Raw genomic sequence first — 24,018 nt, forward strand, 5'->3', positions numbered from 1 at the left:
TTTTGAGCTAATCAACAAATTTCAGCATGCTTCAATTAAAGACTTTTACTTTCAACCCTTTCCAGGAAAACACCTATGTGCTTTATAATGACGCTAAAGAAGCGATTATTTTTGATCCTGGATGTTATGAATCAGATGAAAAAAATGAATTGACAAAGTTTATCGAAGACGAAAACCTTCACGTAGTCATGCTCATCAACACGCATTGTCATATTGACCATGTGCTTGGCAATGCTTTTGTCAAAAGAAAGTACAATGTTCCTTTCCTCATTCACAAAAATGAATTGCCTGTATTGAAATCTGTGATCACCTATGCTTCCAACTACGGTTTCCCCGCTTATGAAGAGGCAGAGGTCGACGAGTACCTGGATGAAAACAAAGACCTTTTGCTCGGTACAGAAGTGATCAAGATGCTTTTTGTTCCGGGACACGCCCCTGGTCACTTGGTTTTCTACCATGAAGATTCAAAAATCTGTATCGCCGGAGACACACTTTTCCAAGGCAGCATAGGCAGAACAGATCTTCCTGGAGGAGATCACCAGACATTACTGGATGCCATCAAAAAAGAAATGTTTGCTCTAGCAGATGACACCAAGGTATATCCGGGCCATGGCCCCATGACCACTATTGGTTATGAAAAAGAGCATAACCCTTTTGTAGGAAAAAGAGCAAGGTTTTGAGCATCAAAAAACACATTCCCAACGCCATCACATCACTCAACCTCTTGAGTGGTATGGTGGGTATTGTATTTGTTCTGCAGGGAAAAATAGAATGGGGTGCCTATTTTATTTTACTTGCCGCTTTGTTTGATTTTTTGGATGGATTTGTGGCAAGAATGCTGAAAGTGCATTCTGAAATCGGCAAGCAACTCGACTCACTCGCCGATTTGGTCACATTTGGGGTGCTGCCTTCATTCATTTTGTTCAAGATGGTAGACGAAAACCCGACATTTACATATTTGCCATATGTAACCTTGATTGTGGGGATTTTTTCGGCCTTGAGACTTGCCAAATTCAATATTGACACCAGGCAAACAGACAGGTTTATCGGTGTCCCTACCCCCGCCAATGCACTATTGATCAGCACACTCCCTTTTTTTATTGCAAAATTTTCGGGGTTGGGAGAATTAATTGCACAACCGGAAAGCCTTGTGATACTGAGTATCATCATGTCCCTTTTATTGGTAGCTGAAATACCTCTTATTGCCCTCAAATTCAAATCCTTTGGCATCAAGGAGAATATTTTTCGGTACCTGACTCTTTTGATTGGCATTGGTTGCATCATCAGCTTAGGGCTTGCAGGTATTCCGATTGTGATTATTTCTTATATTGTGCTGTCGGTCTTGGAGGGTTTGATTTCTAAAAATGCTTAATTACCATCCTCAATATTGGATATACTACCTTTCCCCTTTCTTGTTTTGCACATTGGCATTTCCCCTTGTTGCTCAACAAAGTCATTCCTTTTATAAATTTCCAATCACCCAAGAAGGTGTTTATCAACTTACCAAAGAGGACCTTTCCTCTATAGGTTTTGGTGATTTGGATGAAATATCCATCTATGGCCAACATGGAATGCTTCCTCAAAAATTAGATAGTGGCATTTTTTCCCTTCATGAAATCCCTATATACATGGAAGGTAATAGTGCATACTTTTATACCTCAGGACCACACATTACAGAATTTAATGAAGATACATTTGAGTATACCCACCACCATTACACGGACACCCTTTATTATTTGATTGGGCCGAAAAAAGAGGGCTTGCGTATCGTTGAAAGCCATACGCAAGAAGAAGGCAAGGTGAGTGTCTCCTTATTTAGGGTTTTTGTAAAAAAATGGGAAAGCAACAATGTCATCAATTCTGGTAGACAATGGTATTCTAACCCAATCAGTAATGGTGGAAAAATAGACATGCAAGTGGATATTCCTCCAGGTAATACTGGCAATGGCCAGTTCCTAGCCAAAGTAATGGCACAGTCACTTTCACCTTCTACCTTCAACTTTTCCACTTCTAATCAATCCTTGGGTACTGTCGACTTGAACTCCATTCCAAACAGCACTTATGGTATCAAAGGCAGGGAACAAGATTTTATTTCTTCAATAGCCAATCCTGGAGGCAGGGTGGACATCAGTGCTACATTCTCTTCCGGAGATGCCAATGGAGTGGGTTTTCTAGATTACAGCCTTTTGGCTATCCCATATCCAGCTTCAGCACTTCCTGATGGTATTTACATCAACACGCAAGAAAAGTCACTCTTCCAGGCAATCGCTGGAAAATCCAACTGGAAAATTGAAAAAAGCGGTGCTGCAGGGCTTATCTCCAATCAATCATACATCCAAAAAGGAGACAAAGTCATTGTTTTTGACAAATCCAGTGCGCCTAGAGCAGCAAACTTCCAAGCAGCAAATCTTAAAGCCAGAACTGAAACCAACAACAGTTCATTAATTATAATCACCGCTTCACAACTTCAAAATCAAGCAAACCGACTGGAGTCTCATAAACAGAATTCAGGAATAAGCACAAATGTATTTACCCCTGAGGAGATTTATGATGCATTTGGATATGGCAACAGGGATGTGACAGCGATCAGGGATTTTCTGGCCTACCATTTCCAAAAATCAGGAGGATTAAAAAATGTGCTTTTTCTGGGAAAAGGGACTTTTGACTACAAATCAAAATTGGGAGGCAGACCCAATCTCGTACCCACTTACACCAGTAGAAATAGCCTGAATCCCTTGACAACCTATAGTTCGGATGATTTTTTTGGTTTTTTAGAATTGGGAAAAGGCGCTTGGGAAGAGAATTCAGAAGGCGATGAGCTATTGGATATAGGTGTAGGAAGGATTCCTGCGATTACTACTTTGGAGGCACAGACAGCTGTAGACAAAATCATAGCCTACGAAACACCCGGCAATCATCCTGGGACTTGGAAAAGAAACCTTGCATTTTTCGCAGACGATGGTGACAATAATATTCATTTGAACGATTCAGAATCACATGCCGCTCATATTTCAAACAACTATCCTGAGTTTGAGATCCGAAAACTGTATCTAGACAGATACGAACAAGTAATTAGCGGGGGTATTCAGACATCACCCGAGGCAAGACAGGCTTTGAAAGAAAATCTTGAGGAAGGTTTGCTTATTCTGAACTATGTTGGCCATGGCAATGAAACTACTTTGACAGCAGAGCGGGTTTTTACAGTGAGTGACCTTGCTGATTTTCCTGACAATCCTTATCTCCCACTATTTGTCACCGCTACCTGTGAATTTGGCAGACAAGACAGTCCGTTTATCCGCTCAGGTGCCGAGGAATTGCTTTTTGCGCAGAGAAAAGGTGCTATAGGACTTCTGACCACAGGTAGACCTGTATTCAGTAGTGTCAATTTCAGGTTGAACAGGGCCTTCGTAGAGCAAGTATTTGTAAGGGAAAATGGCGAGATAAGGGATTTGGGGCGCATTTTTATGCATACTAAAAACAATAGTCTTAACGGTCCATTTAACCGGAATTTTTCACTGATTGGAGACCCATCACTTCGGTTGGCTGTGCCGGATTTAGAGACATCAATAGATAAGATTCACACCATCGAATCCAAAATAGATGTGGACACACTCCGCGCTCAAATGTCTGTACAGATCAAAGGGGAAATCAAAGACCCCATTTCGGGTTCGACTTTGAGTAGTATGAATGGAGAATTTGACATCAGTGTCTATGACAAGGCATTGACATTAAAGACCCTTGGTGATGAAAGCAGTCCAGTTGAATTCAAAGAACAAACAGCTTTGGTTTTTCAGGGAAAGGGAGAGGTGAAAAACGGCGAATTCCTATCGGAGATATTTATTCCAACACAGATAGATTACTCACTGGGCATGGGCACCATACGGATGTTTAGCACCTTACAGGATGGCAAAGAAGAAGCCATCGGAGCTTTAAATGTTCCAATCGGCGGCAGTTTGGACAGCCTTTCAACTGACACAGAGGGACCCAAAATAAAAATATTCTTCGGTGAAAATTTTAAAGAAAATCCCGGAATAATAGAGAGCAGTCAAATTCCTGTCAAATTCCGATTGTCTGACGAAAGCGGAATAAACATCTCTTCGGTAGGAATAGGTCAAGACATCACCTTGACAATAAATGATGAAAATACCACTTTTCTGAATCGAGATTACAAAGCATTAAATGGGAGTTTTAAGGAAGGAGAGATACTTACAGAATTAGAAAATTTGGTAGAAGGAGAAAATAAAATTTCCTTCAAGGTTTGGGATAATGTAGGAAACTCTTCTACATTGGAAACAATTCTTGAGGTTAGAGGTATTTCTACTGTTCAGATTCTGGAAAATGTAGCTTATCCCAACCCGGCCAATAGAAAGAGTTCATTTAGGGTTCGACATAACAGACCAGGAGAGAATCTACAACTTAGCTTAGAGGTTTATTCAGTATTAGGAAGTGAAATATATTCTATCCAAAAACGTTATGTGGAAGCTAGTCCCGTTTTGGATGATTTGGAGTGGATATTTTTCCATGACAAAATCAATTATCCCATAAAAGGAACTTATATTTACAGGTTATCACTTGATTCTGAAAAAGACGGAACTTCAGATCGAAAAAGCGGCAAAATAATTATTCAATGAAAATATCGACTTCAGCAGTCCTCACACCGGTTATTTTTTCTTGGATTTTCTTAATCTCCTTGAGTGCTGCGGCTCAAAATTCACCCATCATTTCAGGTCAGGATCCCGATAGAAGGGTCATCACGACTGCAGTTCCTTTCCTGAATTTTGCACCTGATAGCCGAAGCTCGGCCATGGGTGATGTAGGTGTGGCTACCAGCCCCGATGCATTTTCGGCACATTGGAATGCAGGCAAACTCTCCTTTATTGAAAACGATATGGGATTTTCTCTTTCCTATTCCCCTTGGTTGGGTAGACTTGTCAATGATATGTTTATCTCTTACCTGACAGGTTATAAGAAAATAGATGAGGTCTCCGCTTGGGGGTTTGATATCCGGTATTTCAACATGGGAGATATTGAATTAACAGACGGACTTGGCAATCCCTTAGGAGAATTTACGCCAAGAGATCTTGCTATAGGAGGAACATATTCGAGAAAACTTTCAGAAAACTTAGGTTTGGGTATCTCCGCGAGATTTATACACTCCAATCTTTCAGGCAATATTTCTTCGGCCGGAGGTGCTGAAAGCAGACCTGGAATAAGTGTTGGTACAGATGTCGGACTATATTATACCAAAGAGGTATTTCCAGGCAACAAAACCGGTACATTCTCTTGGGGTGCGACTATCTCCAACATTGGCCCCAAACTTACCTACAATAGCGCCGAGGATCTTGATTTTATCCCTACAAACTTAAGGATCGGTACTGCATATAAGGTTAATTTCAACGAATTCAATTCTATTACTTTTGCCTTTGACATTAATAAACTTATGGTTCCTACTCCTCCAATCTATAGGACAGAGAATGGCGTCATTGTAACAGATCCAAATGGAAATCCAATAATTGAGCCGCCGGGAAGAGACCCAAACAGGCCTTTGCTTTCAGGTATTTTCGGGTCATTTGTAGATGCTCCAGGTGGATTCAGAGAGGAAATGCAGGAATTGATGCTTTCTACTGGAGTTGAGTACAATTACAGCAATGTCTTCGCTTTGCGTTCAGGTTATTTCTATGAAAACCCAAACAAAGGTGGTAGAAGATACTTCACCATGGGGGTAGGATTCCTATACAAAGAAACTTTGGCCTTTGATTTCTCCTATTTGGTACCACAGACGCAAAACCACCCATTGGCTGAGACTTTGAGAATTTCACTTACTTACAATATCCCAACTAGATGATTTTAGACAGGACTGTCGCACCGGAATTTCAGATACCAGAACAGGTCAATTTCCCATCACCCATCAAAAAGACTCTTCAAAACGGAGTCTCTTTGTATTTTATGGCTACACCTGAAATAGGAGCGGTAAAATTAGAAATCAATGCCGATTCCAATAGGGTGACCGGAATAGTTGAAAAAAAACTGGTATCATATTTCACCCTCCATCTCCTCATGGAAGGCACTAAAAGTAAAAGCAGTGCTGACCTTGATACTTTCTTCGATACTTATGCGTCAGAAGTAGAGGTCATCAGTAATTTTGAGCACAATGGCCTAGGTTTGCTGACCACCAAAAAACATTTTAACACTGTCCTCCCTGTATTTAGGGAATTGATGACAGAAGCCATTTTCCCGGAAAAAGAGCTTGCCAAACGAAAATCACAAAAAGCCCTCAGCATTAGCATACAAAGGGAACAGAATGGCAACAGGGCAAGCCATCTTTTCAGACAGGAACTATTTGGAGAGGAGCACCCTTTTGGGCAGATTTCAGATGAACAAGATGTAGAAGCCATCAGCAGAGAAGATCTGGTCTCATTCTACAGCGAGAAGCTTTGGGTCAACCCTGAAGTGTTTCTTGCTGGCAACTTAAGTGAAGAAGAAGTAGAAAAAGTTTGCGAAATCTTAGGTGATCTTCCGACTATATCATTTGAAAGTAAAAATCCTGACTTTGTCAACCTGCCCAAACCAAGACTTGAAGAAAGAAAGGAAAGCGCATTACAGTCAAGTCTAAGAGTTGGCTGTCATTTGATCCCAAAAAACCATCCTGATTATTTTGGACTTTGGGTCTTCAATGTGTTTTTGGGAGGATACTTTGGAAGCAGACTGATCAAAAATATACGAGAAGACAAAGGCCATACCTATGGCATCTACAGTAGTATTGGGAGTTTGAAGAATGCAGATTACTGGGTAGTCATGGCTGATGTGATCAAAGAACACACCGAAACTGTCATCGACGAAATTTACCATGAAGTAAAAAGGTTACAAGAAGAACCTATTCCAATTGAGGAAATAGAAATTGTCAGGAATTACCTGATTGGAAACTTACTGTCAAATTTCAGCTCTTCATTTGATTTGATAAGTAGATTTAAGTCAATTCATCAGGCAGGTTTGGACTTTGGTTTTTACGAAAAGCAGCTCGAATACATCAAAACCTTCAAACCTGAAGATATTCAAGCCATTGGTAAAAAGTATTTATTGAAGGAAAATATGGTAGAAGTGATAGTAGGATAAAATTGTACTTGCTACCCCTTATTTATCAATCCTGAAATATCCCAACGGCCTTTTGTCCAGCCCTTATAAAATTTGAACAAGAGGCCTTTCCCCGCCAATTCACCCGATAGTTGTAGAAAACCTTCAGCCACTTCAAAATTGGCTGAAGCCAAGGCTTGCCTCCACTCATAGAATACACGGACAAGTAATGCTTCGTCCTCACTTTTTCTCCGATTCATTCTGGCAATTTTTTGACAAACCCTAAGCGTAGAAGGCAGCATCCTTGAAGTCTTCGCTTGATACTGTTCATTCGAAAATGAAGTCGGATGCTCATGTTTTTCCACCCCAATGTGATCAGAAAACACAATAGGAAATTCCCTCGCCATGCGGACAATAATATCAAAGTCCTCATATTCTAAGTTCTCATCATACTTACCCAAAAGCTGAAAACTTTGCGAACGCATCATCATGGTAGACGAGAGTATATGATGTGTGGCCACTACTTTTTCATAAATCCAGCCTTCATCCACCTTCACTTTCAATGTACCTTGAGCCGTCCTCGGGAAGAAATTACGCCTCCTTTTTTGGCTGATTATAATGGCGTCACTAAATGCTGCGGAAGCAAGTGGATTTTCCTCTAGCTTATCAACACTAAGCGCAATATGTTCGGGCAAAAGAATGTCATCTGTTGATAGATCTACAAAATACTTTCCACTGACCAAGTCAAAACCTTCATTGAAACTTTTACAATAGTTTATGGCTTGTTCTCTAAAAATCACCTTAATTGGAAATCTTCCCTGATTTTTTTCTTGCCATTCTTTCAACAATACCTGCGAATTGTCCATACTCCCGTTATCAATCAAAATGACTTCCAACTGATCATAGGTTTGCTTCAAGATTGATTCCAAAGAAGCTGGGATAAATACTTCATGGTTGAAAGAAGTACAAATTATAGAAACCAGGGGCTTTTCTTTCTTTTTCAAAGCATCAACCTCCAGACCATTTTATTATGCGAACAGTTAGCAAACTTTGACTTGAAAAACATCAAAGAGTGGTTGGGTTCACCTTCCACTTCTGAAGAACTCAAATCAAGAAATGAAGCTTTTTGTTCTACTGCCAATTTCAGTAAATGAACCATGATCAATTCCCCGACGATTTTAACCTTTGCCTTGGGGTCAATTGCAGATAGAAAGTAATACACACTATTGGATGTCAGCTTGACTGCCAAAGCATGTCCTACAGGCACAGCTTCCTGCATTACAGAAAGCACAAAATAACGCTCAGGATAAGTCGAAACCTGGGCTATAAGTTGGTTTTCATCAAATGAAACGCTATAACCTCTTGACTGATTCCAAGACTTGATTTGATTCAAAAAGTTAAAACTCTGGATATTTCCTACGCTTACTTTCAGGTTGTTGTCTTTGACTTTTTTACTGTATTTCGATAGCAAGGTTTTTAACTCAGTCTTTAACCTTTTTTTCCCTTCTAAAAATTGGTGATTAAAGATATGTATCAGTTCAAAACCTTGCTTTTGCAAAAAATACTCGACCCAATCCGAATGGCTCATGTAATTACAAGGAGCTTGGGTGATTTTTATTTCTTTGGCTCCTTTTTCTTTCAGAAAAAACACCCATGAATTTAAAAAAGATGCAAAAACTTCGGAATTGACATCGTCGTAAACCCAGAAGCCTCCAAAAGGAGCATTGGGAAGAGAAACCGCACTTCCATCAGGCAATAAAGCTACCTGTATTTCAAGTTTCAGCTGTCCTTTCTTTAGGATTTCGCATTGAAAATAGGTCGCTTCCGAAACAGATTTTATCCCTGACAAGAAATAATCTTTATCACCAACTTCCATTTCCCGAAAGGAGAAATCATAGCTGCTGTCAAATTGGGCTTCTGAATTCATGGAAAGTGGTTTTATCTCTAATATAATCTTCTTCTGAGTATTCCCTGTCAGCAAATACCATCAGAATGCAATTTTCACTGAATTTTATTTCCTGCCAATGCATACAGGGCACAATCAAACCTTGGCTTTCACGGTCTAATACAAATTCGGATTGCTTGCCTTCTACACTTTCAAGGGAAACTATAACTTTACCTTTCAGACATACTAAAACCTGATTTTCCTTTCTATGGGCATGCACCCCTCGAATACTGCCCTCTGGGACGTTGGAAATCCAAAAAAATCTTTTTGAATAAAATGACTTTAAATCATCATTTTCAAAAAAGGTGATATCCCCATTTTCACTGGACTTATGCACCAGATTTACCAGATGAGGTTGAGATGACAATTGATTCATATGGCTAATTTAAGTTATTGCCATAAAAGCGCAGCCTTCGCTTGGGTTTTTATTAATTTCGGGATTATAAAAATCAATTACAAGACCAAAAGCCACCTTGAAAGACACTTATCTAACGATAGCCACTATAGCAGAAGGATTTTACAAAGAGAAAGGCAGCAAGTTTTTAGCTTTTGCTTTTCCTGTCCAAAATGAAGACCAAGTCAAGGACTGCCTTGAAGAGCTCAGGAAAAAATACTACGATGCCCGGCATTATTGCTATGCTTATATGTTGGGAAGGGAAATGGATGTATTTCGAGCAAATGACGACGGAGAGCCTAACCATTCTGCCGGCGATCCTATATTGGGACAAATCAGGTCAGCGAACCTAACAGATATTCTTGTGGTAGTAGTCCGGTATTTTGGCGGTACCAAACTAGGTGTGGGTGGACTTGTTACTGCCTACAAAACTGCAGCTTCCGAAGCCCTTCAGAGTGCAGAAATACTCGAGAAAATTGTCACCAAGCAGGTTCATGTAGAATTTGAATATCCCGAAATGAATGAAATCATGCGGATCATCAAAGAACATGAATTGAACATTGCTCATCAGGAAATGGCTCTGAATTGCTCCATGAAGATTGAAGTCAGGGAGAATGATTTTGACTTAATCATGGAAAAACTTGAGTTATTGGCGGCGTTGGGTCAGGTCAAGCTTTTGGATTAAAGCCTATTTAGTGTGGAAATAGGCATTAAGCATATAATTTGGGATCAATATCAAATATCCCATTTCCCACTCTATTTTAGGCTCGTTGAAAGCTTTCAGATATTTTAAAGTACATGCTATTTGTTAAACAACTCATCCAGATACCCTTGGTATTGCAGCTTTTTGTAAATCTCCAAACAGACCCAAGCATCGGTAGCGGCATATAGCATTTGCTTATCGGTAAGCTCGGCAGCTTCCCAATTTGAAACCTGTTCTGACTTGGATATCCTGATATCCATTACCATAGCCGAAAGGTTCCGAACACCTACATTTAGGAAACCCACTTTTTTTAATTCTTCATTAAGGTCAAAAAAGCTTTCTGGCTTAAAGCCTACTGATATTTTCTTCAGCCCTCTCAGGTCATCCAATACCGCAGCACCAATTTTTACGATATTTGGATTTTCCAAAATGCGCTTGATACTGGCCGGTAGGCCTATTTGATGCAAGCGAAAAAGGTATGCCACCTCAGATGTTGACAACTGCAAAAGAGAAACTTGGTATTGTACACCTTTTCTAAAAGAAGGTCTGGTCTCTGTATCAAAACCGATAAGTGTGTGACTTGAGAGTTCATATGCAGCTTCCTGTATCTGATCTTCCGTTTCTACCAAAATAATCTCCCCCTCAAATTGCCCTAAAGGGAGTTCGTTTACTTCTTCTTTGGTGATTTTTTTTGGAATCATACAGCCAACTCTTTTTTAATTTCTTCCATTTCTTCCGGTGTGTAATAATTGATCCCCAACTTAAGGTATCCGAAAAGTATGGTCATAAAAGGGGAAATGATATTGAAAAAACAATAAGGCGCGTAAGTCAGCGTCGCCACACCTAATACAGATGCCTGAGTGGCACCACAAGTATTCCAAGGAATCAACACCGAAGTGACCGTAGCACTATCCTCCAATGTCCGGCTGAGGTTCTCCCCTTTAAGCCCTCTTTTTTTATAAATATCTGCGTACATCCTACCCGGAACCAAAATGGCTAAATACTGATCTGAAGTAGTCACATTGAAAAAAACACAAGTTGCGGCTGTAGAAGCAATAAGGGAACCTACCGAATGCACCCTTTCAATAATAGCTTCTGCCAATACCCTCAGCATACCGCTTTCTTCCATTATGCCTCCAAAGATCATCGCACAGACAATCAGCCAAATTGTATTCAGCATACCGGCCATCCCTCCTGTCACAAGTAGTTCGTTGACCACATCATTGGAAGTCGTGATGCTTATTTCTCCATATAAAGACATCATTACAGCCTTGTAGGACATATAAAGAAATGAGACACCCTCCTCATTGGCAATAGTCTGTATTACCCCTGGTTGAAAAATAATGGCAAAAAACCCTCCCAACAAAGCTCCAGCCAAAAGGGCTGGTACAGCTGGGACTTTTTTCACAATCATCACAATCACCAAAACAGGAACTATAAAAAGCCAACCATTGATATTGAATTGCTCCAAAATCACCGCTGAAATATCTTTCACCTGTTCTACTGAACCTTCTGCACCCGATGTAAATCCTATCACTCCAAAGATCACCAATGTGATCAGAATAGACGGTATCGTGGTCTTGGTCATGTGTCGGATATGGGTAAACAAGTCCGTACCCGCCATGGCAGGTGCAAGGTTTGTAGTATCAGACAATGGAGACATTTTATCTCCGAAATAAGCACCTGACAACACAGCTCCGGCAATCATTCCCTCTCCAAAACCCAAAGCTTTTCCTATTCCCAATAGCGCTACTCCGACGGTAGCCACAGTAGTCCAACTACTTCCCGTAGCAATCGACACAATAGCACTGACTATACAAGCAGCAATTAGGAAAATAGTGGGATTTAAAATTTGCAAACCATAATAAATCATGGCCGGAACAATACCGCTTAAAAGCCAAGTTCCTGCCAATGCTCCTATCAATAATAAAATCAGGATACTGGACATGGCCGAACTGATGCTGTGAACTATACCATCCTGCAGCTCTTCCCATTTGATCTTAAGGCGGAAGATGGCCACCAAACCTGCCACGCCTGAAGAAATCACCAAGACCAATTGGTTGGAACCTAGCAATCCGTCCGTACCAAAAATAAAGATATTGATGACCAAAAGGACTATTAAAAACAGGATCGGAAAAAGGGCTTCTAGTACTGTTGGTTCTTTACGACTTACTGCCATTTATCAGGATTGAAAATTTTGGAAAATTGAAATTAAGAAAATTTTATAAAATCATTGCTTTCGTAGAAGCTTTACGAGATCAGAAGCAGTCTGCCATCCAATGGCTACCCCCATCCCTCCGAGGCGTACTGCCATGCCAATATCTTGTGTAACACATTCTATTATTGGTTTTTTGTTAGGACCAAAGGACATAACACCCGACCATTCCTGATCAAAATCTATACTTTGTCCAGGCAAAATAATTTCTCGAGCCAATTCCTGCAAGTACTTTTTCAATTTGGGATTGATACCAGGTTCAAGTGTTTGCTCTGCTTCGATGTCCAAATTACGGCCACCACCAATGAGTAACCTATTTTCAATATTTCGGAAATACACATAACCTAAGTCATAATGAAAAGCTCCTTTCCACGGAATTGTTTTGGTGAGGGGCTTTGTCACCATCACCATGCCTCTGCCAGGTTGCATGTCCAAACCCCCAATTAACTGTGAGGCAAAGGCATTGGTGCATACCGCTATTTTTTCAGCTTCAAAGTCTATTAATGTATCATAAGATGCATGCTGTACAGTTACCGTTTTCTTGACCTGATCTATTTCTTTTACAGCAGCGCCTGTTAGAATTTTGATTTTAAATACCTGACAAGTCTCCCAAAGGGTGTTCAAAAATTTACCGGAATCCAATTCCCCTTCAAAGTTATTCCTGACAATGGCCTTGACTTCTGAGGAAAAACCAAAATCAACTGGCTTTTTTTCCAATTCAAAAACATCTTCTCCAAAAATTGGGCTCAGAATGGTATTGATGTAATCTAATTTCCCGAGGTATTTTTCTTCTTTGGAAGTAATCAACTCAAAACCACCATTTCCTTCATAACCCAATGCCTTATCTCCAAAAACCGTCCTAATCGCTCTCAAACCTTGGTATCTTTTTTCCACAAGACTTTTGACTTCTTGCACGGGAAGCACATTGAGGTCGTCAAGGATTTCGGTCAGGCTACCAAAACAGGCAAAGCCTGCATTTCGGGTACTCGCTCCACTGGGAAAAATCCCCCTTTCCAATACCAAAACAGAGGCATTAGGATTTTCATTTTTAAATTGAATGGCAGTGGATAAACCTACTATGCCCGCACCAATCACTACAAGGTCGTGATGAACAAAACTCCGTTTTTCCCAAAAACTTAACATTCTGATAGATTGTACAGTGATAATTCATGCCTATTTATTAAATTCAACCAGATAATCCTAGATAATTTCCCCAAATAGCCATGAGAAAGATCGATGAATTACTTTATGAATATGGTTTAAGCCATCAAAACGAAACCAATAAAACCATCCATTGGATTTGCGTTCCTGCCATTTTCTTCAGCATTGTAGGCCTCATTTTCAGTATCCCATCATCTTCTATAAGCAACCTAATGCCATTTTTGGGCAACTTTGCCAATTGGGCCACGCTGACACTGATAGTCGTTCTCTTTTACTATGTGTCGCTTTCTCCTCCTTTAGCTTTAGGAATGTTTTTCTTTTCGGCAATTTGCTTGGCTTTAGCCAATTTCATTTCTTTGATTTCTCCTTTTCCCTTATGGACTATCAGTATTTTCATTTTTGTGGTGGCCTGGGTCTTTCAATTTTACGGACATAAAATCGAAGGAAAAAAACCATCATTTCTTAAAGACTTACAGTTCTTGATGATTGGCCCCGCTTGGCTGATGCATTTTATTTACAAAAAACTCGGATTAGCCTACTGAAAAATTACATGCTTTGAGTCACCGCTTTATCCCCTCCGTTTGCTAGAATAAAATTCTTCATCATTTAAATATGCTTTGCTTTTGAAGAGCAAGACCTATTTTAATTTTTTTAATTGTATTTTTAAAACTCTTTCAAACTACTAAGATATTAGATTTTATATGCTTGATTTTATAATTGCTTCCATGGAAATTCCCATGCTTTCAGACATTGTACTGATTTTTGGTCTGGCCACATTGGTGATTTTGGTATTCATGAGGTTTAAAATCCCAACCATCATAGGTTTTCTTTTTACCGGTGCACTAGCGGGACCTTATGGCCTTCAGTTGGTCAATACCTCCACCACAGTAGAAGTACTTTCAGAAATAGGTGTGATCCTTTTACTGTTTGTGATAGGAATGGAATTTTCCTTGAAAAGTTTGATGGCCATCAAGAAGGCCGTGTTTATAGGAGGTTCATTGCAGGTTTTCTTTACTATCCTAGTCACCACGTTTATTTCCTATTTTCTAGGATTTGAATGGGAAGTAGCTGTATTTATTGGGTTTTTGTTTTCCCTTTCGAGTACAGCCATAGTGCTGAAATTATTGCAAGAAGCAGGGCAAGTCAATTCCATATCAGGCAGGACGACACTGGCAATTTTGATTTTCCAGGATATTGTGATTGTCCCTTTGATGCTCTTCACTCCAATGCTAGCGGGTGAATCGGACAATATTGCCTGGTCCTTATTTTTGATGGCCGCTAAAGGTACAGGAGTAGTTATTCTTACATTGGTATCTGCCAAATACCTTATTCCAAACATACTGTTCAGGATAGCCCGAACAAGAAATGAAGAACTCTTTTTACTCTCTATCATTGTTATCTGTTTTGCAGTAGCTTACTTGACTAATATTTTAGGACTTTCTTTGGGTCTTGGGGCTTTCTTGGCAGGTCTGATTATCTCAGAGTCAGATTATAGCCATCATGCAACGGGTAAAATCCTACCATTTAGAGAAGTGTTTCTTAGCTTTTTCTTTGTATCGGTAGGGATGCTCTTCGACATTACATTTTTGTTCAGTAATATCCTTGTGATTTTGGGGCTTACTCTTTTGACCTTTTTGGTGAAATTTGGGATTATCACCGCAGCAGTGAAAGCCATTGGGCAAAAAACCAAGGATGCATTTATTGTTGGTTTTTCAATTTTCCAAGTGGGTGAATTCTCTCTCTTACTGGCTAAGGAAGGTCTCAAGTATGAACTTTTGGACGCAGAAACTTATCAATATTTCCTTGCTATCTCGATACTCACAATGGCTACAACCCCTTTTGTCCTTAAAGCAAGAGAAAATCTAACGCGAAAACTATTGGTTGTCCCACTTCCGCAGAGATTGAAAAAAAGGCTGAATAAAAACAAGCAAACCGGACCAGATATAGAGTTTATAGAAAAAGAAATGAAAGACCACTTGGTCATAATTGGCTATGGTCTCAATGGACGTAACCTCTCCCGTGCGGCAAAATCAGCCAGCATTCCTTATTCAATAATAGAGATGAATGCGACTACTGTCAAAGAAGAGGGACTGAAAGGAGAACCGATTATGTTTGGTGATGCTGCCAACGAAGCGGTGTTGGAACACGTCAACATCAACAAGGCAAGAGTAGCGGTAATTGCTATATCAGATGCAGAGGCCACTAAGCGGATCATTACGGCAATTCGACATATCACTCAAAACCCATACATCATTGTGAGAACAAGGTACGTGAATGAGATGGAAGAGAACCATAAACTGGGGGCCAATGAGGTTGTTCCAGAGGAATTTGAAACTTCCATTGAGATTTTCAATAGAGTATTGACCAAATACCTAATTCCAAGACATGATATAGAAGAGTTTACTGAAGAAGTACGTTCTCACAATTATGAAATGTTCCGCTTAGGAAGCGAAAGCACCGCCAGCAAAGTCAAGTTTGACCTGCCAGCTATCAATTTTATAGGAGTAAAAGTAGAGAGGGATTTTGGTAGCTTTATCAATGTACCATTAAAAGATGCTGGAATACGGGAAAAGCTTGGTGTCAATGTAGTTGCAATAAAACGAGGCAATAAAACCATATCCGAAATCACCGGACAAGAAAAACTAAAACTTGGAGATGTAGTCTACGTGGTTGGGAAACCTGCAGCCTTGGAAAAATTTGAGGAGGAAGTTGAGATACATGATTGAGAAGCGAGTATGATATATGCAAGAAACAAGACAGGGTTGGGAGTAAATGGAGGGTTGGTCATTAAGAAACGAGAAGCGAGAGACGAGAGGGGTTGAGAGTGACCTTTGAGTTCCGATATCGGAATTAAAACCTCGGAAATCTAGCGTATGGCAATGTCAAATCAAGAGAATAGAGTCTAGATGCGAGATACGAGAAATTCGATTATAAACACCGGCCGGGACTTTTAACATTTTAATCTTTATCGAGTGTAGGGAAGGCTATTCCAAAAATTTATAATTCTTTAACCTGTTCAGCGACCTGCGGTTGTAGGGACTATTGATATTATCAATCACGGATTTCTTTTCTCTCGCCGTCAACCTCCAGTTGAGTGAAGCACGTAGTATCTCCTGTGCCTCTGGGTCAAACGCTCCCTCCTGATCGGCTAAACCTCTTTCTTTCAGATACTGCAAGGTGGAATACTCGAATTCTATCCTGTCTAATGTGAAGTTCACAGATTCTTTCATCCTTGTAAAGGAAATTTCATTATGGAGCGTTTGTACATTATCCCAATTGATATAGATGTTTTTCAGTGGCGTAAAAAGCTTCTGCATTATAGTCAATGGAGCTTTCTCTTCGATTTCGGCAAATTTTTCAGAATCTCTGATTGTTAGTAATAAGACTCCAGACGTGTTTTCATCAATCCAATCATGAAACACATGCATGAATTTCAAAGCATCTTGTATCCCAAAATTATCAGAAAGCCCGGAATCCATGACCTCCATCCTAGGCTTAGAAGGAAGCTGAATATTGGGAGTAATAAAGGGAAATGTGGCACCCATTCTAAGTGCAGAAATAAACCTCAAACCATCCGGGTCTTGGTCAGAGAAAAATCTCTGAAAATCTATTCCCTGGCTTTTTTCATCCCAGCCTTCGGTCCTACTAGGTGATATCCCCATATAAGATACCGGCATAGGAGAAATGTATAGTTTCCTACCGTCATTGGTGATCAATGGGGTAATGAGCAGCATAGGGATTAAAGATTCGCGCTCAGGTTCCAAGTATGCTGCCAAAGGTTTATCAAGTACCTGCTCTGTATTGAGATTCAACTGGGATTCAAATGAATAGCCCCTATCTTTCAAATACCTTCTGTCATTATAGGTAAAATATTGACTCCGAATCAGGAGATCATTGACAAGCAAAGTGAAAATGATTGGATTTAAATTGTCCGAAGAAATCTGATTCAGGTATTTTTCATCCTTAAAGTGCATACTTGGATCAGATTGGTTTTGCATATATAATTCTCTGAAAAAAGCAGCTCCTATAATCCCTCCGGAGGCTCCCGTGATCAATTGCGTATGTTTGGTAAGTTGGCCATTGCTGACAAACTCAGCTTCCTGAAGTACCTTAAGAGTCCACAAAGCAGCACGTTGTCCACCACCACTTGTGGTCACAAAAACCATTTTAGGTTTCTTATCATGTGGAAACTTGGATCTCCAGTTTTCAAGTATTTGCAGGGTATGATTTCGGTCTTCCTCTAGGTACTCTGCCTTGAGGCTTTCATTAATAGCTTCCACCTTATATGATGCGGGTTCTGCATTATAGTCCATGCCAAAAGCTGAATGAGGCCTGTTAAGAAAATTGGAATTAGAAAAAAAATTGAAAAGGACTATTGCTGCCAACACAGCGGGAGTAGCCCATTCCCTCAACCAAAAAGCCACTGCTCCTACAAGCATGGTCAATATCGATAGCAACAACATAAAACTAGCAGCGGCAGGTAACTGAAGGATCGGGATTTCCCTGAAAAACCCAAGTATAAATATCAAACTGATCAAGGCAGTCTGAATAATCACCATGTTGAGGTGGTTTTGGTCAAAAACACGCAACAACTGCCTCCCTTCAAAGGATGACAAATCACTTCTGACCATTCTAAAACGAAGTTTCCAATCAAGGTAATCAACCACCTTATTGCTACTCTTTTTGGACTCTCTAATACGCTTCAACATATTGGCCCTGGAGAGTTTTGTTTTTCTCAGCCTTTTCTCCACATTACCCGCAAACAGGATAAAAAAATCTTTGTTGGTGAACCTGAAATATAAAAAAAGCAAGAAGTAAGTCAGGGTAGTTCCGCCCGCAAAACCAAATAAAAAATGGGTTACTGTCCACTGTGATTCATGCTCATTGTCAAGTTGGAATTGGATAAAAGAATAAATGTAACAGATATAAAAGATCAGCGGTATCAAACCATTATTGATACAAAACTGGATAAAAGGTCGGGGCACAACCGCCAAAAACCGAAATTTAGCACCATCGAGTATATAAGTTGTCATATGAAATGCCATGGTGAAAATTGCCAATGCTATTCCAACTAAGAAAAAACTCTCCCAAGAAACCCGATTGAGGTATTCAGGATCTAAAAAAAGGTAAGGGATCCCAAGTACTGAACCGGATCTTTGGAAGATAATCAATGCCAAAAGCACCCAAAGAGCTACTAAAAGCAAGTTTTTTCTCAAGTGCAAAAAAAGCAACTGTACCGGAAAGCTGTAAATGATTTTGTCCCACATAGGCGAATTATTCATGGAAAAGATAAGGGAATTTTAAAAGAATTCTAAATGCTTAATTTTCATTGTGGCTTAATACGATATCCCTTACCTTCGCTACCTTAATTTGAAAAAAGAAAAGAATGAGAATCTGGTTTTTGTGTAAAGTAAAATACGCCAAAGAAAATGAGCAAGGACTGCTCAAAAATGTATCTGAACAATACCTGGTAGATGCGGTGTCATTTACGGAGGCAGAGGCGAGAATTTATGATATGTTGGGATCTACAATTAGGGGTGATTTCCAAGTCACCAACATCAGCAAAAGTAATTTTGTAGATGTGTTTCCTTATGATGATATAGATATCTGGCACAAATGTAAGATTACTTATGTGGTAGCTGATGCTGATAGTGGCAAAGAGAAAAAAGTCACACAATACATGTTGGTCACTGCCCATGATGTCAAAGAAGCGTATGACAGGATTCAAGAAAGTCTCAGCAATATGCTTGTCACCTTCAGGGTGCCTGATATTGTCGAAAGCCCAATTGTAGAAGTATTCCCTTACGAACATGATGATGAGGAACTCCTTCCTCCTCCCCCATCAAACCTCAAACCTCTCAGTGAAGTAAAAGCGGAACAGGAAAGAAGAGATGAGGCAAGAGCTGCCAATGAGTCCCTGAGAGAACAGCCTTCAGAGGAAGCAGAATTAATTGAATATGATCATGAAGATGACGATATGAATGAGAAGGAGCTTTAAGCTCCTTTTTGTTTTTCCAAACAATCTTGGGATTTCAAACCATGTGTTGCTTAAGCCGTTATAATTCTATAGTTTGCAGTTATGAAAACAGTATTGACTACTATAGTGCTTCTATTTTTTATTCAAACGGGCTTTGCAAAAGACCCGGGAGAAAAGTCTTTTTTGATACTTTTTGACAAATCCGAATTGAAGGAACTGAAAACAAGTACAGAGTATATAGAACTAAGTCTTATGGCTATTTTCAAAACAAAAGCCTACACCGGCAATTCTGACGCGGCTATTTTGGTAAAAGTTCCCTATGGAAATATTGACGAACGGCAGCTCGGAGATATGTTCGTCAGATTAAATAGGGATAGGATAGTATCTCTACAGGATGTGGCCTTTCAAATTATCGATCTGGATCAATCAAAAGCTGTATATGAAAGCCTGATTGCTTCCTATGAAGAAAAAAGCCAAAAAAATAAAAGCAAATCTAAACTAGGCAAAGCTATTTCTGTAAATTGAAATGCTCACCACAATTGTATTTTTCAAGCCTAAATGCACCAGATCCTTGTTGATGGAGTAAATACAGACCTAGATTTCTATGTCTGAACACATCCATAAACCTTAGATCATAGCCTAACAGAACACTCAATAATACCCGCATTGCCCTTCCATGCATGCAGATCAATATCAGTTCCTGAGGTTGAGATAAGATGTAATTTATCCCCCTACTCAGTCGCTTGGCTACAATAATTGGACTTTCTCCACCTGCAATAGCATGTTCAAGATCTCCTGAAGACCATCTTTCCAGCATTTCCAGGTAATACCGATTTTCATCCTGATTCATGGGCAGTCCTTCATATTTCCCCCAACTGATTTCATTCAAGTCCGGAACAGCTTCATGCGGAATGCCTTTTTCCAAAAACCCGTTTACGGACTGTTTAGTCCTTTGGAGTCCTGTGTAAAAGACTTTTTCAAAAGGAACCTCCTTGTAGGCTTCAAAAAAAGACTGCGCTTGGTCTAAGCCATTTTGATTCAATGGGGCATCAATTCCGCTACCTTGTACCACACCCTTAAGGTTGTAATCAGTCTGCCCATGTCTGATGAGGTAGATTTTTTTAGTTACCAACTTTACTTATTTTTGCTTTATACTTCAAAGAAAAAACTTTTATCCCGGAATCCATGATATTTCCTTCAAACCTTAGCCTAGATCTTTTGAATGACTGGGGTAAAAACACCATGACAGATTTTCTTGACATCAAGTTCACTGCCATTGGGGAAGACTATTTAGAAGCAAGTATGCCGGTTGACCATAGAACCAAACAACCCCTTGGACTGTTACATGGAGGAGCAAATGTAGTTCTTGCAGAGACTTTGGGAAGCGTGGCCGCTACATTGACAATCGACAAAGAAAAACAATACTGTGTTGGATTGGAAATCAACGCCAATCACCTTGCAGCCGTAAAAGAAGGGCGGGTGAAAGGTATCACCAAACCAATACACCTAGGTAAGAAGACCCAAGTCTGGGAAATCAAAATCTACACAGAAGAAGGAAAATTGAGTTGCATCAGCAGAATTACAATGGCAGTGATTGATCGCAAATGAAGATACAAACTTTAATTGAAGAAAAGGTTGACAACCTCGAGCATTATTTGGCGTGCCTGATTTCCCACAGCATGGAAAAGGGCTATCAAATAGCTGTTTGGAGAAAACCACATGCCTCTTTTTTAGAAGTTATGATTGACAAATCAGGACAAACGAAAAGAGTGGATATCCATGCTTTGGAGGAATTGCAAGCAGGTTTTATAGCCCATCCATTCGAGGATCAGGAAGATGAAAAAGGTTTTTATATCGAGGCAGATTCTTACTTGAAGATCGATATCAAAAAGCCACTCGATGAACAGGATGCGGCACTGGAAGTCCTGCCACAAATCATTCCCAGGGAAGATTGCAATACCCTTATCCGAAACTCATTTGTCCCCGAAAAGAAGTCCTCTCACATCAAGATTTCTGAGGAATGTACCAAAAATGAATTTCTTCATTTGGTAAATAAAGGCATTGAAGCCATTGCAACCGGAGCACTGAACAAAATAGTGCCGGCCAGGATCAAGAAAAAAAGCTTGTCGGATGATTTCGACCTGATTAGCGTTTTCAAGAGTCTTATCGATTCTTATCCCAATGCATTTGTCAACTTCTTCCATATCCCTCAGGTAGGATCCTGGATAGGTGCTTCTCCTGAGATTCTGATTCAAACTAAAGGAGAACAGTTCTACACCATGTCACTTGCCGGAACACAGAAGGCCCATGGAGAAAACCCTTTGAAGAATGCCGCATGGACGCAAAAGGAAATAGAAGAACAGGCTTTGGTAAGCAGGTACATTGTCGATTGCTTTAAGAAAATCAGACTGCGGGAATACGACGAACATGGGCCAAAAACTGTCTTGGCTGGAAACCTGTTACATCTGAGGTCAGATTTCAAAGTAAATATGAAAACTACCAATTTCCCACAGCTTGGATCGGTGATGTTAAGCCTTTTGCACCCCACTTCAGCGGTTTGTGGAATGCCAAGAAAAGAAGCTTTTGAATTTTTGAGGATAAATGAAAAATTTGACCGTTCGCTTTTTGCAGGATTTATCGGCCCTGTAAATGTGGAAGAAGTGACTGCCATTTATGTCAATCTCCGCACAGCAAGATTGATGGATGGACAGGCCATTTTATACGCAGGAGCAGGTGTCACGGAAGATTCCGATCCAGAAAAGGAATGGGAAGAAACCGAAATGAAATGTGAAATCATTGGAAAGCACCTAAATTAAAATTATGCTTTTACAACCTCTTGCAGACCTGGTTTCGATTTTTGCGAAAAAAGGCATCACAGATGTAATCCTTTCCCCAGGCTCTAGGTGCGCACCTATTTCATTGGCTTTTATACGACATCCTAAGGTTCATGCCAGAACCATTTCTGACGAAAGAGCTGCAGCTTTTATTGCTTTGGGAATTGCCCAACAACAAGAGCGTCCTGTGGTACTGGTTTGCACTTCAGGTTCTGCAGCTTACAATTATGCCCCAGCTGTAGCTGAAGCCTTTTTCCAACAAATCCCCTTAATCATCATCACTGCTGACCGCCCAGCTGAATGGATTGACCAATGGGATGGTCAGACAATACGGCAATCAAAAATTTACGGCAATCATGTCAAAGCCTCTTTTGATTTCCCAGACGATTTTAGTCATCAAGATAAAATTTGGCATAGCCATAGAATATCAAATGAAGCTGCATTTATAGCCAATCAGTTTCCTGAGGGTCCTGTACACATCAATGTCCCTTTGAGGGAGCCATTCTATCCTGAAGAAGGGGAAAAGTATGATTTTGACAAACCCATTAGGGAAATTGGTACCGTGGCTACTCATTTCACACTTCCAGATGAAACCAAAGAGAAGTTTAAAGTCAAGCTCAGCAATTACAAAAGAATTTTGATTGTCCCCGGTCAACAAAAACCGGATAAAGAACTTGCTCAAATACTCAACCGCTTGGCTGAAACCAAGCGGGCAGTCGTGGTTGCAGACACCATCTCCAACCTTCAATCTGAACATACCATCAATTTTCACGATCATTTTATATCTATCGCTGAGCTACAAAATGATTTACGTCCTGACTTGATCATCTCCTTTGGAAAATCGATCATATCCAAAGGCTTGAAACTGTTTTTGCGGAAATCCCAAGCCCAACACTGGCATATCCAACCTGGCGGCTATTTCCCAGACACCTATCAACTCTTAAATAAAGCCATTCACTGCCATCCAGTTAAATTCCTCGAATGCACTGAAAAGCATATTTCTTCCGAAAAGGCATTTGCAGAGGCCTGGTCAACAGCCAATACCAAAGTAAGTGCGCACCTTGGACCTCTAATTTCCAATACCGAATTTGGTGAATACAAATCTATAGCTACCTGCCTGCATTTGTTACCAACTGAAGCCAAACTTCACCTTGCCAATAGTATGGCTGTTCGCTATGTAAATTTCTTGGGAGAAAGGTCGCAGGAGATCATTTGCAACAGAGGAACAAGCGGAATTGATGGCAGCAACAGTACGGCAGTTGGATGTACATTCACTACCAAGGACCCGGTAGTACTCATCACAGGTGACCTGGCTTTCTTCTATGACAGAAATGCATTTTGGCACAATTACACCATGCCTAACCTCAGGATAATTTTGTTGAACAACCATGCGGGCGGTATTTTCAGATTGATAGATGGTCCAGCCAAACAACCTGAACTGGAGGAGTTTTTTGAAACCCATCAGCGACTCGATGCTTCCTTTTTGGCTAAGGAATTTGGTTTTGACTATTCACTTGCCACTGATGAAACAAGCCTGGAATCTGGGTTAAAAACCTTTTTCACGAAGTCAATTAAACCAAAAATCATCGAGATAAAATCTGAAAGCCCTAAAAATGCTGAGATTTTAAAAAGAATTAAAAATGACATCGCAGGTTTATTCTAAAAAATCCCGATGGAGTAAATCATCGGGATTTTAAATCAATTTAAGCAAATCTCAT

21 protein-coding genes are annotated in these 24,018 nt (G+C 40.1%); 13 read left to right on the forward strand and 8 right to left on the reverse strand.

Annotated elements, in window-relative coordinates:
• The first annotated feature begins 26 nt into the window (after window positions 1-26).
• Genes CLW00_RS09205 through CLW00_RS09225 form a run of 5 tightly spaced genes read left to right on the forward strand, consistent with a single transcriptional unit; the run spans window position 27 to window position 7,113 of the window.
• A complete protein-coding gene (locus tag CLW00_RS09205; RefSeq protein ID WP_106133397.1) occupies window positions 27-680 on the forward strand; it encodes an MBL fold metallo-hydrolase in 654 nt (217 codons plus the stop codon).
• Complete coding sequence (gene pssA / locus CLW00_RS09210) at window positions 677-1,372, forward strand: CDP-diacylglycerol--serine O-phosphatidyltransferase (protein WP_106133398.1); 696 nt, start codon at window positions 677-679, stop codon at window positions 1,370-1,372. Before CLW00_RS09205 ends, pssA begins: the two co-directional genes overlap by 4 nt.
• Window positions 1,365-4,631 carry a type IX secretion system sortase PorU gene (gene porU, locus CLW00_RS09215; RefSeq protein WP_106133399.1) on the forward strand — a complete coding sequence of 1,089 codons (3,267 nt, stop codon included), beginning with the start codon at window positions 1,365-1,367 and terminating at the stop codon, window positions 4,629-4,631. Before pssA ends, porU begins: the two co-directional genes overlap by 8 nt.
• Window positions 4,628-5,845, forward strand: coding sequence for a type IX secretion system outer membrane channel protein PorV (gene porV, locus CLW00_RS09220; RefSeq protein WP_106133400.1), 1,218 nt, complete (start codon window positions 4,628-4,630; stop codon window positions 5,843-5,845). Before porU ends, porV begins: the two co-directional genes overlap by 4 nt.
• Window positions 5,842-7,113, forward strand: a complete 1,272-nt coding sequence (locus CLW00_RS09225; protein ID WP_106133401.1) for a M16 family metallopeptidase — start codon at window positions 5,842-5,844, stop codon at window positions 7,111-7,113. The genes porV and CLW00_RS09225 overlap by 4 nt, the downstream gene beginning before the upstream one ends.
• 11 nt (window positions 7,114-7,124) lie before the next feature.
• On the opposite strand, the gene CLW00_RS09230 is transcribed toward CLW00_RS09225, so the two are convergent.
• From CLW00_RS09230 to CLW00_RS09240, 3 genes are read right to left on the reverse strand one after another with little or no spacing between them, the layout of a single operon-like run.
• Window positions 7,125-8,075, reverse strand: coding sequence for a glycosyltransferase family 2 protein (locus tag CLW00_RS09230; RefSeq protein ID WP_170073198.1), 951 nt, complete (start codon window positions 8,073-8,075; stop codon window positions 7,125-7,127).
• Entirely contained in the window at window positions 8,072-8,998 is a 927-nt protein-coding gene (locus CLW00_RS09235; protein WP_245917211.1) for a hypothetical protein, read from the reverse strand. Before CLW00_RS09235 ends, CLW00_RS09230 begins: the two co-directional genes overlap by 4 nt.
• Window positions 8,976-9,392: a sugar 3,4-ketoisomerase gene (locus CLW00_RS09240; protein ID WP_106133403.1), complete on the reverse strand. Its 417-nt coding sequence runs from the start codon at window positions 9,390-9,392 to the stop codon at window positions 8,976-8,978. Before CLW00_RS09240 ends, CLW00_RS09235 begins: the two co-directional genes overlap by 23 nt.
• A 97-nt stretch (window positions 9,393-9,489) precedes the next feature.
• Between CLW00_RS09240 and CLW00_RS09245 the strand changes: the two genes are divergently transcribed.
• Complete coding sequence (locus CLW00_RS09245; RefSeq protein WP_106133404.1) at window positions 9,490-10,095, forward strand: IMPACT family protein; 606 nt, start codon at window positions 9,490-9,492, stop codon at window positions 10,093-10,095.
• A 116-nt stretch (window positions 10,096-10,211) separates the two neighbouring features.
• On the opposite strand, the gene CLW00_RS09250 is transcribed toward CLW00_RS09245, so the two are convergent.
• From CLW00_RS09250 to CLW00_RS09260, 3 genes are read right to left on the reverse strand one after another with little or no spacing between them, the layout of a single operon-like run.
• Window positions 10,212-10,814: a 3'-5' exonuclease gene (locus tag CLW00_RS09250; RefSeq protein WP_106133405.1), complete on the reverse strand. Its 603-nt coding sequence runs from the start codon at window positions 10,812-10,814 to the stop codon at window positions 10,212-10,214.
• Complete coding sequence (nhaC, locus tag CLW00_RS09255; protein WP_106133406.1) at window positions 10,811-12,292, reverse strand: Na+/H+ antiporter NhaC; 1,482 nt, start codon at window positions 12,290-12,292, stop codon at window positions 10,811-10,813. The genes CLW00_RS09250 and nhaC overlap by 4 nt, the downstream gene beginning before the upstream one ends.
• Before the next feature lie 51 nt (window positions 12,293-12,343).
• Complete coding sequence (locus CLW00_RS09260; protein WP_106133407.1) at window positions 12,344-13,471, reverse strand: NAD(P)/FAD-dependent oxidoreductase; 1,128 nt, start codon at window positions 13,469-13,471, stop codon at window positions 12,344-12,346.
• 80 nt (window positions 13,472-13,551) lie between these two features.
• Between CLW00_RS09260 and CLW00_RS09265 the strand changes: the two genes are divergently transcribed.
• Window positions 13,552-14,031 carry an Mpo1 family 2-hydroxy fatty acid dioxygenase gene (locus CLW00_RS09265; RefSeq protein WP_106133408.1) on the forward strand — a complete coding sequence of 160 codons (480 nt, stop codon included), beginning with the start codon at window positions 13,552-13,554 and terminating at the stop codon, window positions 14,029-14,031.
• 159 nt (window positions 14,032-14,190) lie between these two features.
• Window positions 14,191-16,215, forward strand: a complete 2,025-nt coding sequence (locus CLW00_RS09270) for a monovalent cation:proton antiporter family protein (protein WP_106133409.1) — start codon at window positions 14,191-14,193, stop codon at window positions 16,213-16,215.
• A gap of 258 nt (window positions 16,216-16,473) precedes the next feature.
• Here the strand turns inward: CLW00_RS09270 and CLW00_RS09275 are convergent, their stop codons facing one another.
• The gene (locus CLW00_RS09275) at window positions 16,474-18,756 is read right to left on the reverse strand and encodes a patatin-like phospholipase family protein (protein ID WP_106133410.1); all 2,283 of its coding nucleotides are present in this window, start codon (window positions 18,754-18,756) and stop codon (window positions 16,474-16,476) included.
• A gap of 119 nt (window positions 18,757-18,875) precedes the next feature.
• Here CLW00_RS09275 and CLW00_RS09280 point away from each other — a divergent pair, with 119 nt between their 5' ends.
• Entirely contained in the window at window positions 18,876-19,487 is a 612-nt protein-coding gene (locus CLW00_RS09280; RefSeq protein ID WP_106133411.1) for a DUF4494 domain-containing protein, read from the forward strand.
• An 81-nt stretch (window positions 19,488-19,568) separates the two neighbouring features.
• A complete protein-coding gene (locus CLW00_RS09285) occupies window positions 19,569-19,991 on the forward strand; it encodes a hypothetical protein (protein WP_106133412.1) in 423 nt (140 codons plus the stop codon).
• On the opposite strand, the gene CLW00_RS09290 is transcribed toward CLW00_RS09285, so the two are convergent.
• On the reverse strand, window positions 19,975-20,598 hold the full coding sequence (locus tag CLW00_RS09290) for a histidine phosphatase family protein (protein WP_106133413.1): 624 nt from the start codon (window positions 20,596-20,598) through the stop codon (window positions 19,975-19,977). The genes CLW00_RS09285 and CLW00_RS09290 overlap by 17 nt on opposite strands.
• Window positions 20,599-20,651: 53 nt before the next feature.
• Between CLW00_RS09290 and CLW00_RS09295 the strand changes: the two genes are divergently transcribed.
• From CLW00_RS09295 to menD, 3 genes are read left to right on the forward strand one after another with little or no spacing between them, the layout of a single operon-like run.
• On the forward strand, window positions 20,652-21,074 hold the full coding sequence (locus CLW00_RS09295; protein ID WP_106133414.1) for a hotdog fold thioesterase: 423 nt from the start codon (window positions 20,652-20,654) through the stop codon (window positions 21,072-21,074).
• A complete protein-coding gene (locus CLW00_RS09300) occupies window positions 21,071-22,282 on the forward strand; it encodes a chorismate-binding protein (RefSeq protein ID WP_211300181.1) in 1,212 nt (403 codons plus the stop codon). The genes CLW00_RS09295 and CLW00_RS09300 overlap by 4 nt, the downstream gene beginning before the upstream one ends.
• Window positions 22,283-22,286: 4 nt before the next feature.
• Window positions 22,287-23,963 (forward strand): 2-succinyl-5-enolpyruvyl-6-hydroxy-3-cyclohexene-1-carboxylic-acid synthase, encoded by a 1,677-nt coding sequence (gene menD, locus CLW00_RS09305; protein ID WP_106133415.1) that lies wholly within the window; start codon window positions 22,287-22,289, stop codon window positions 23,961-23,963.
• Window positions 23,964-24,018 lie beyond the last annotated feature (55 nt).

The organism is Mongoliibacter ruber, assembly GCF_003003005.1.
Taxonomy (GTDB): Bacteria; Bacteroidota; Bacteroidia; order Cytophagales; family Cyclobacteriaceae; genus Mongoliibacter; species Mongoliibacter ruber.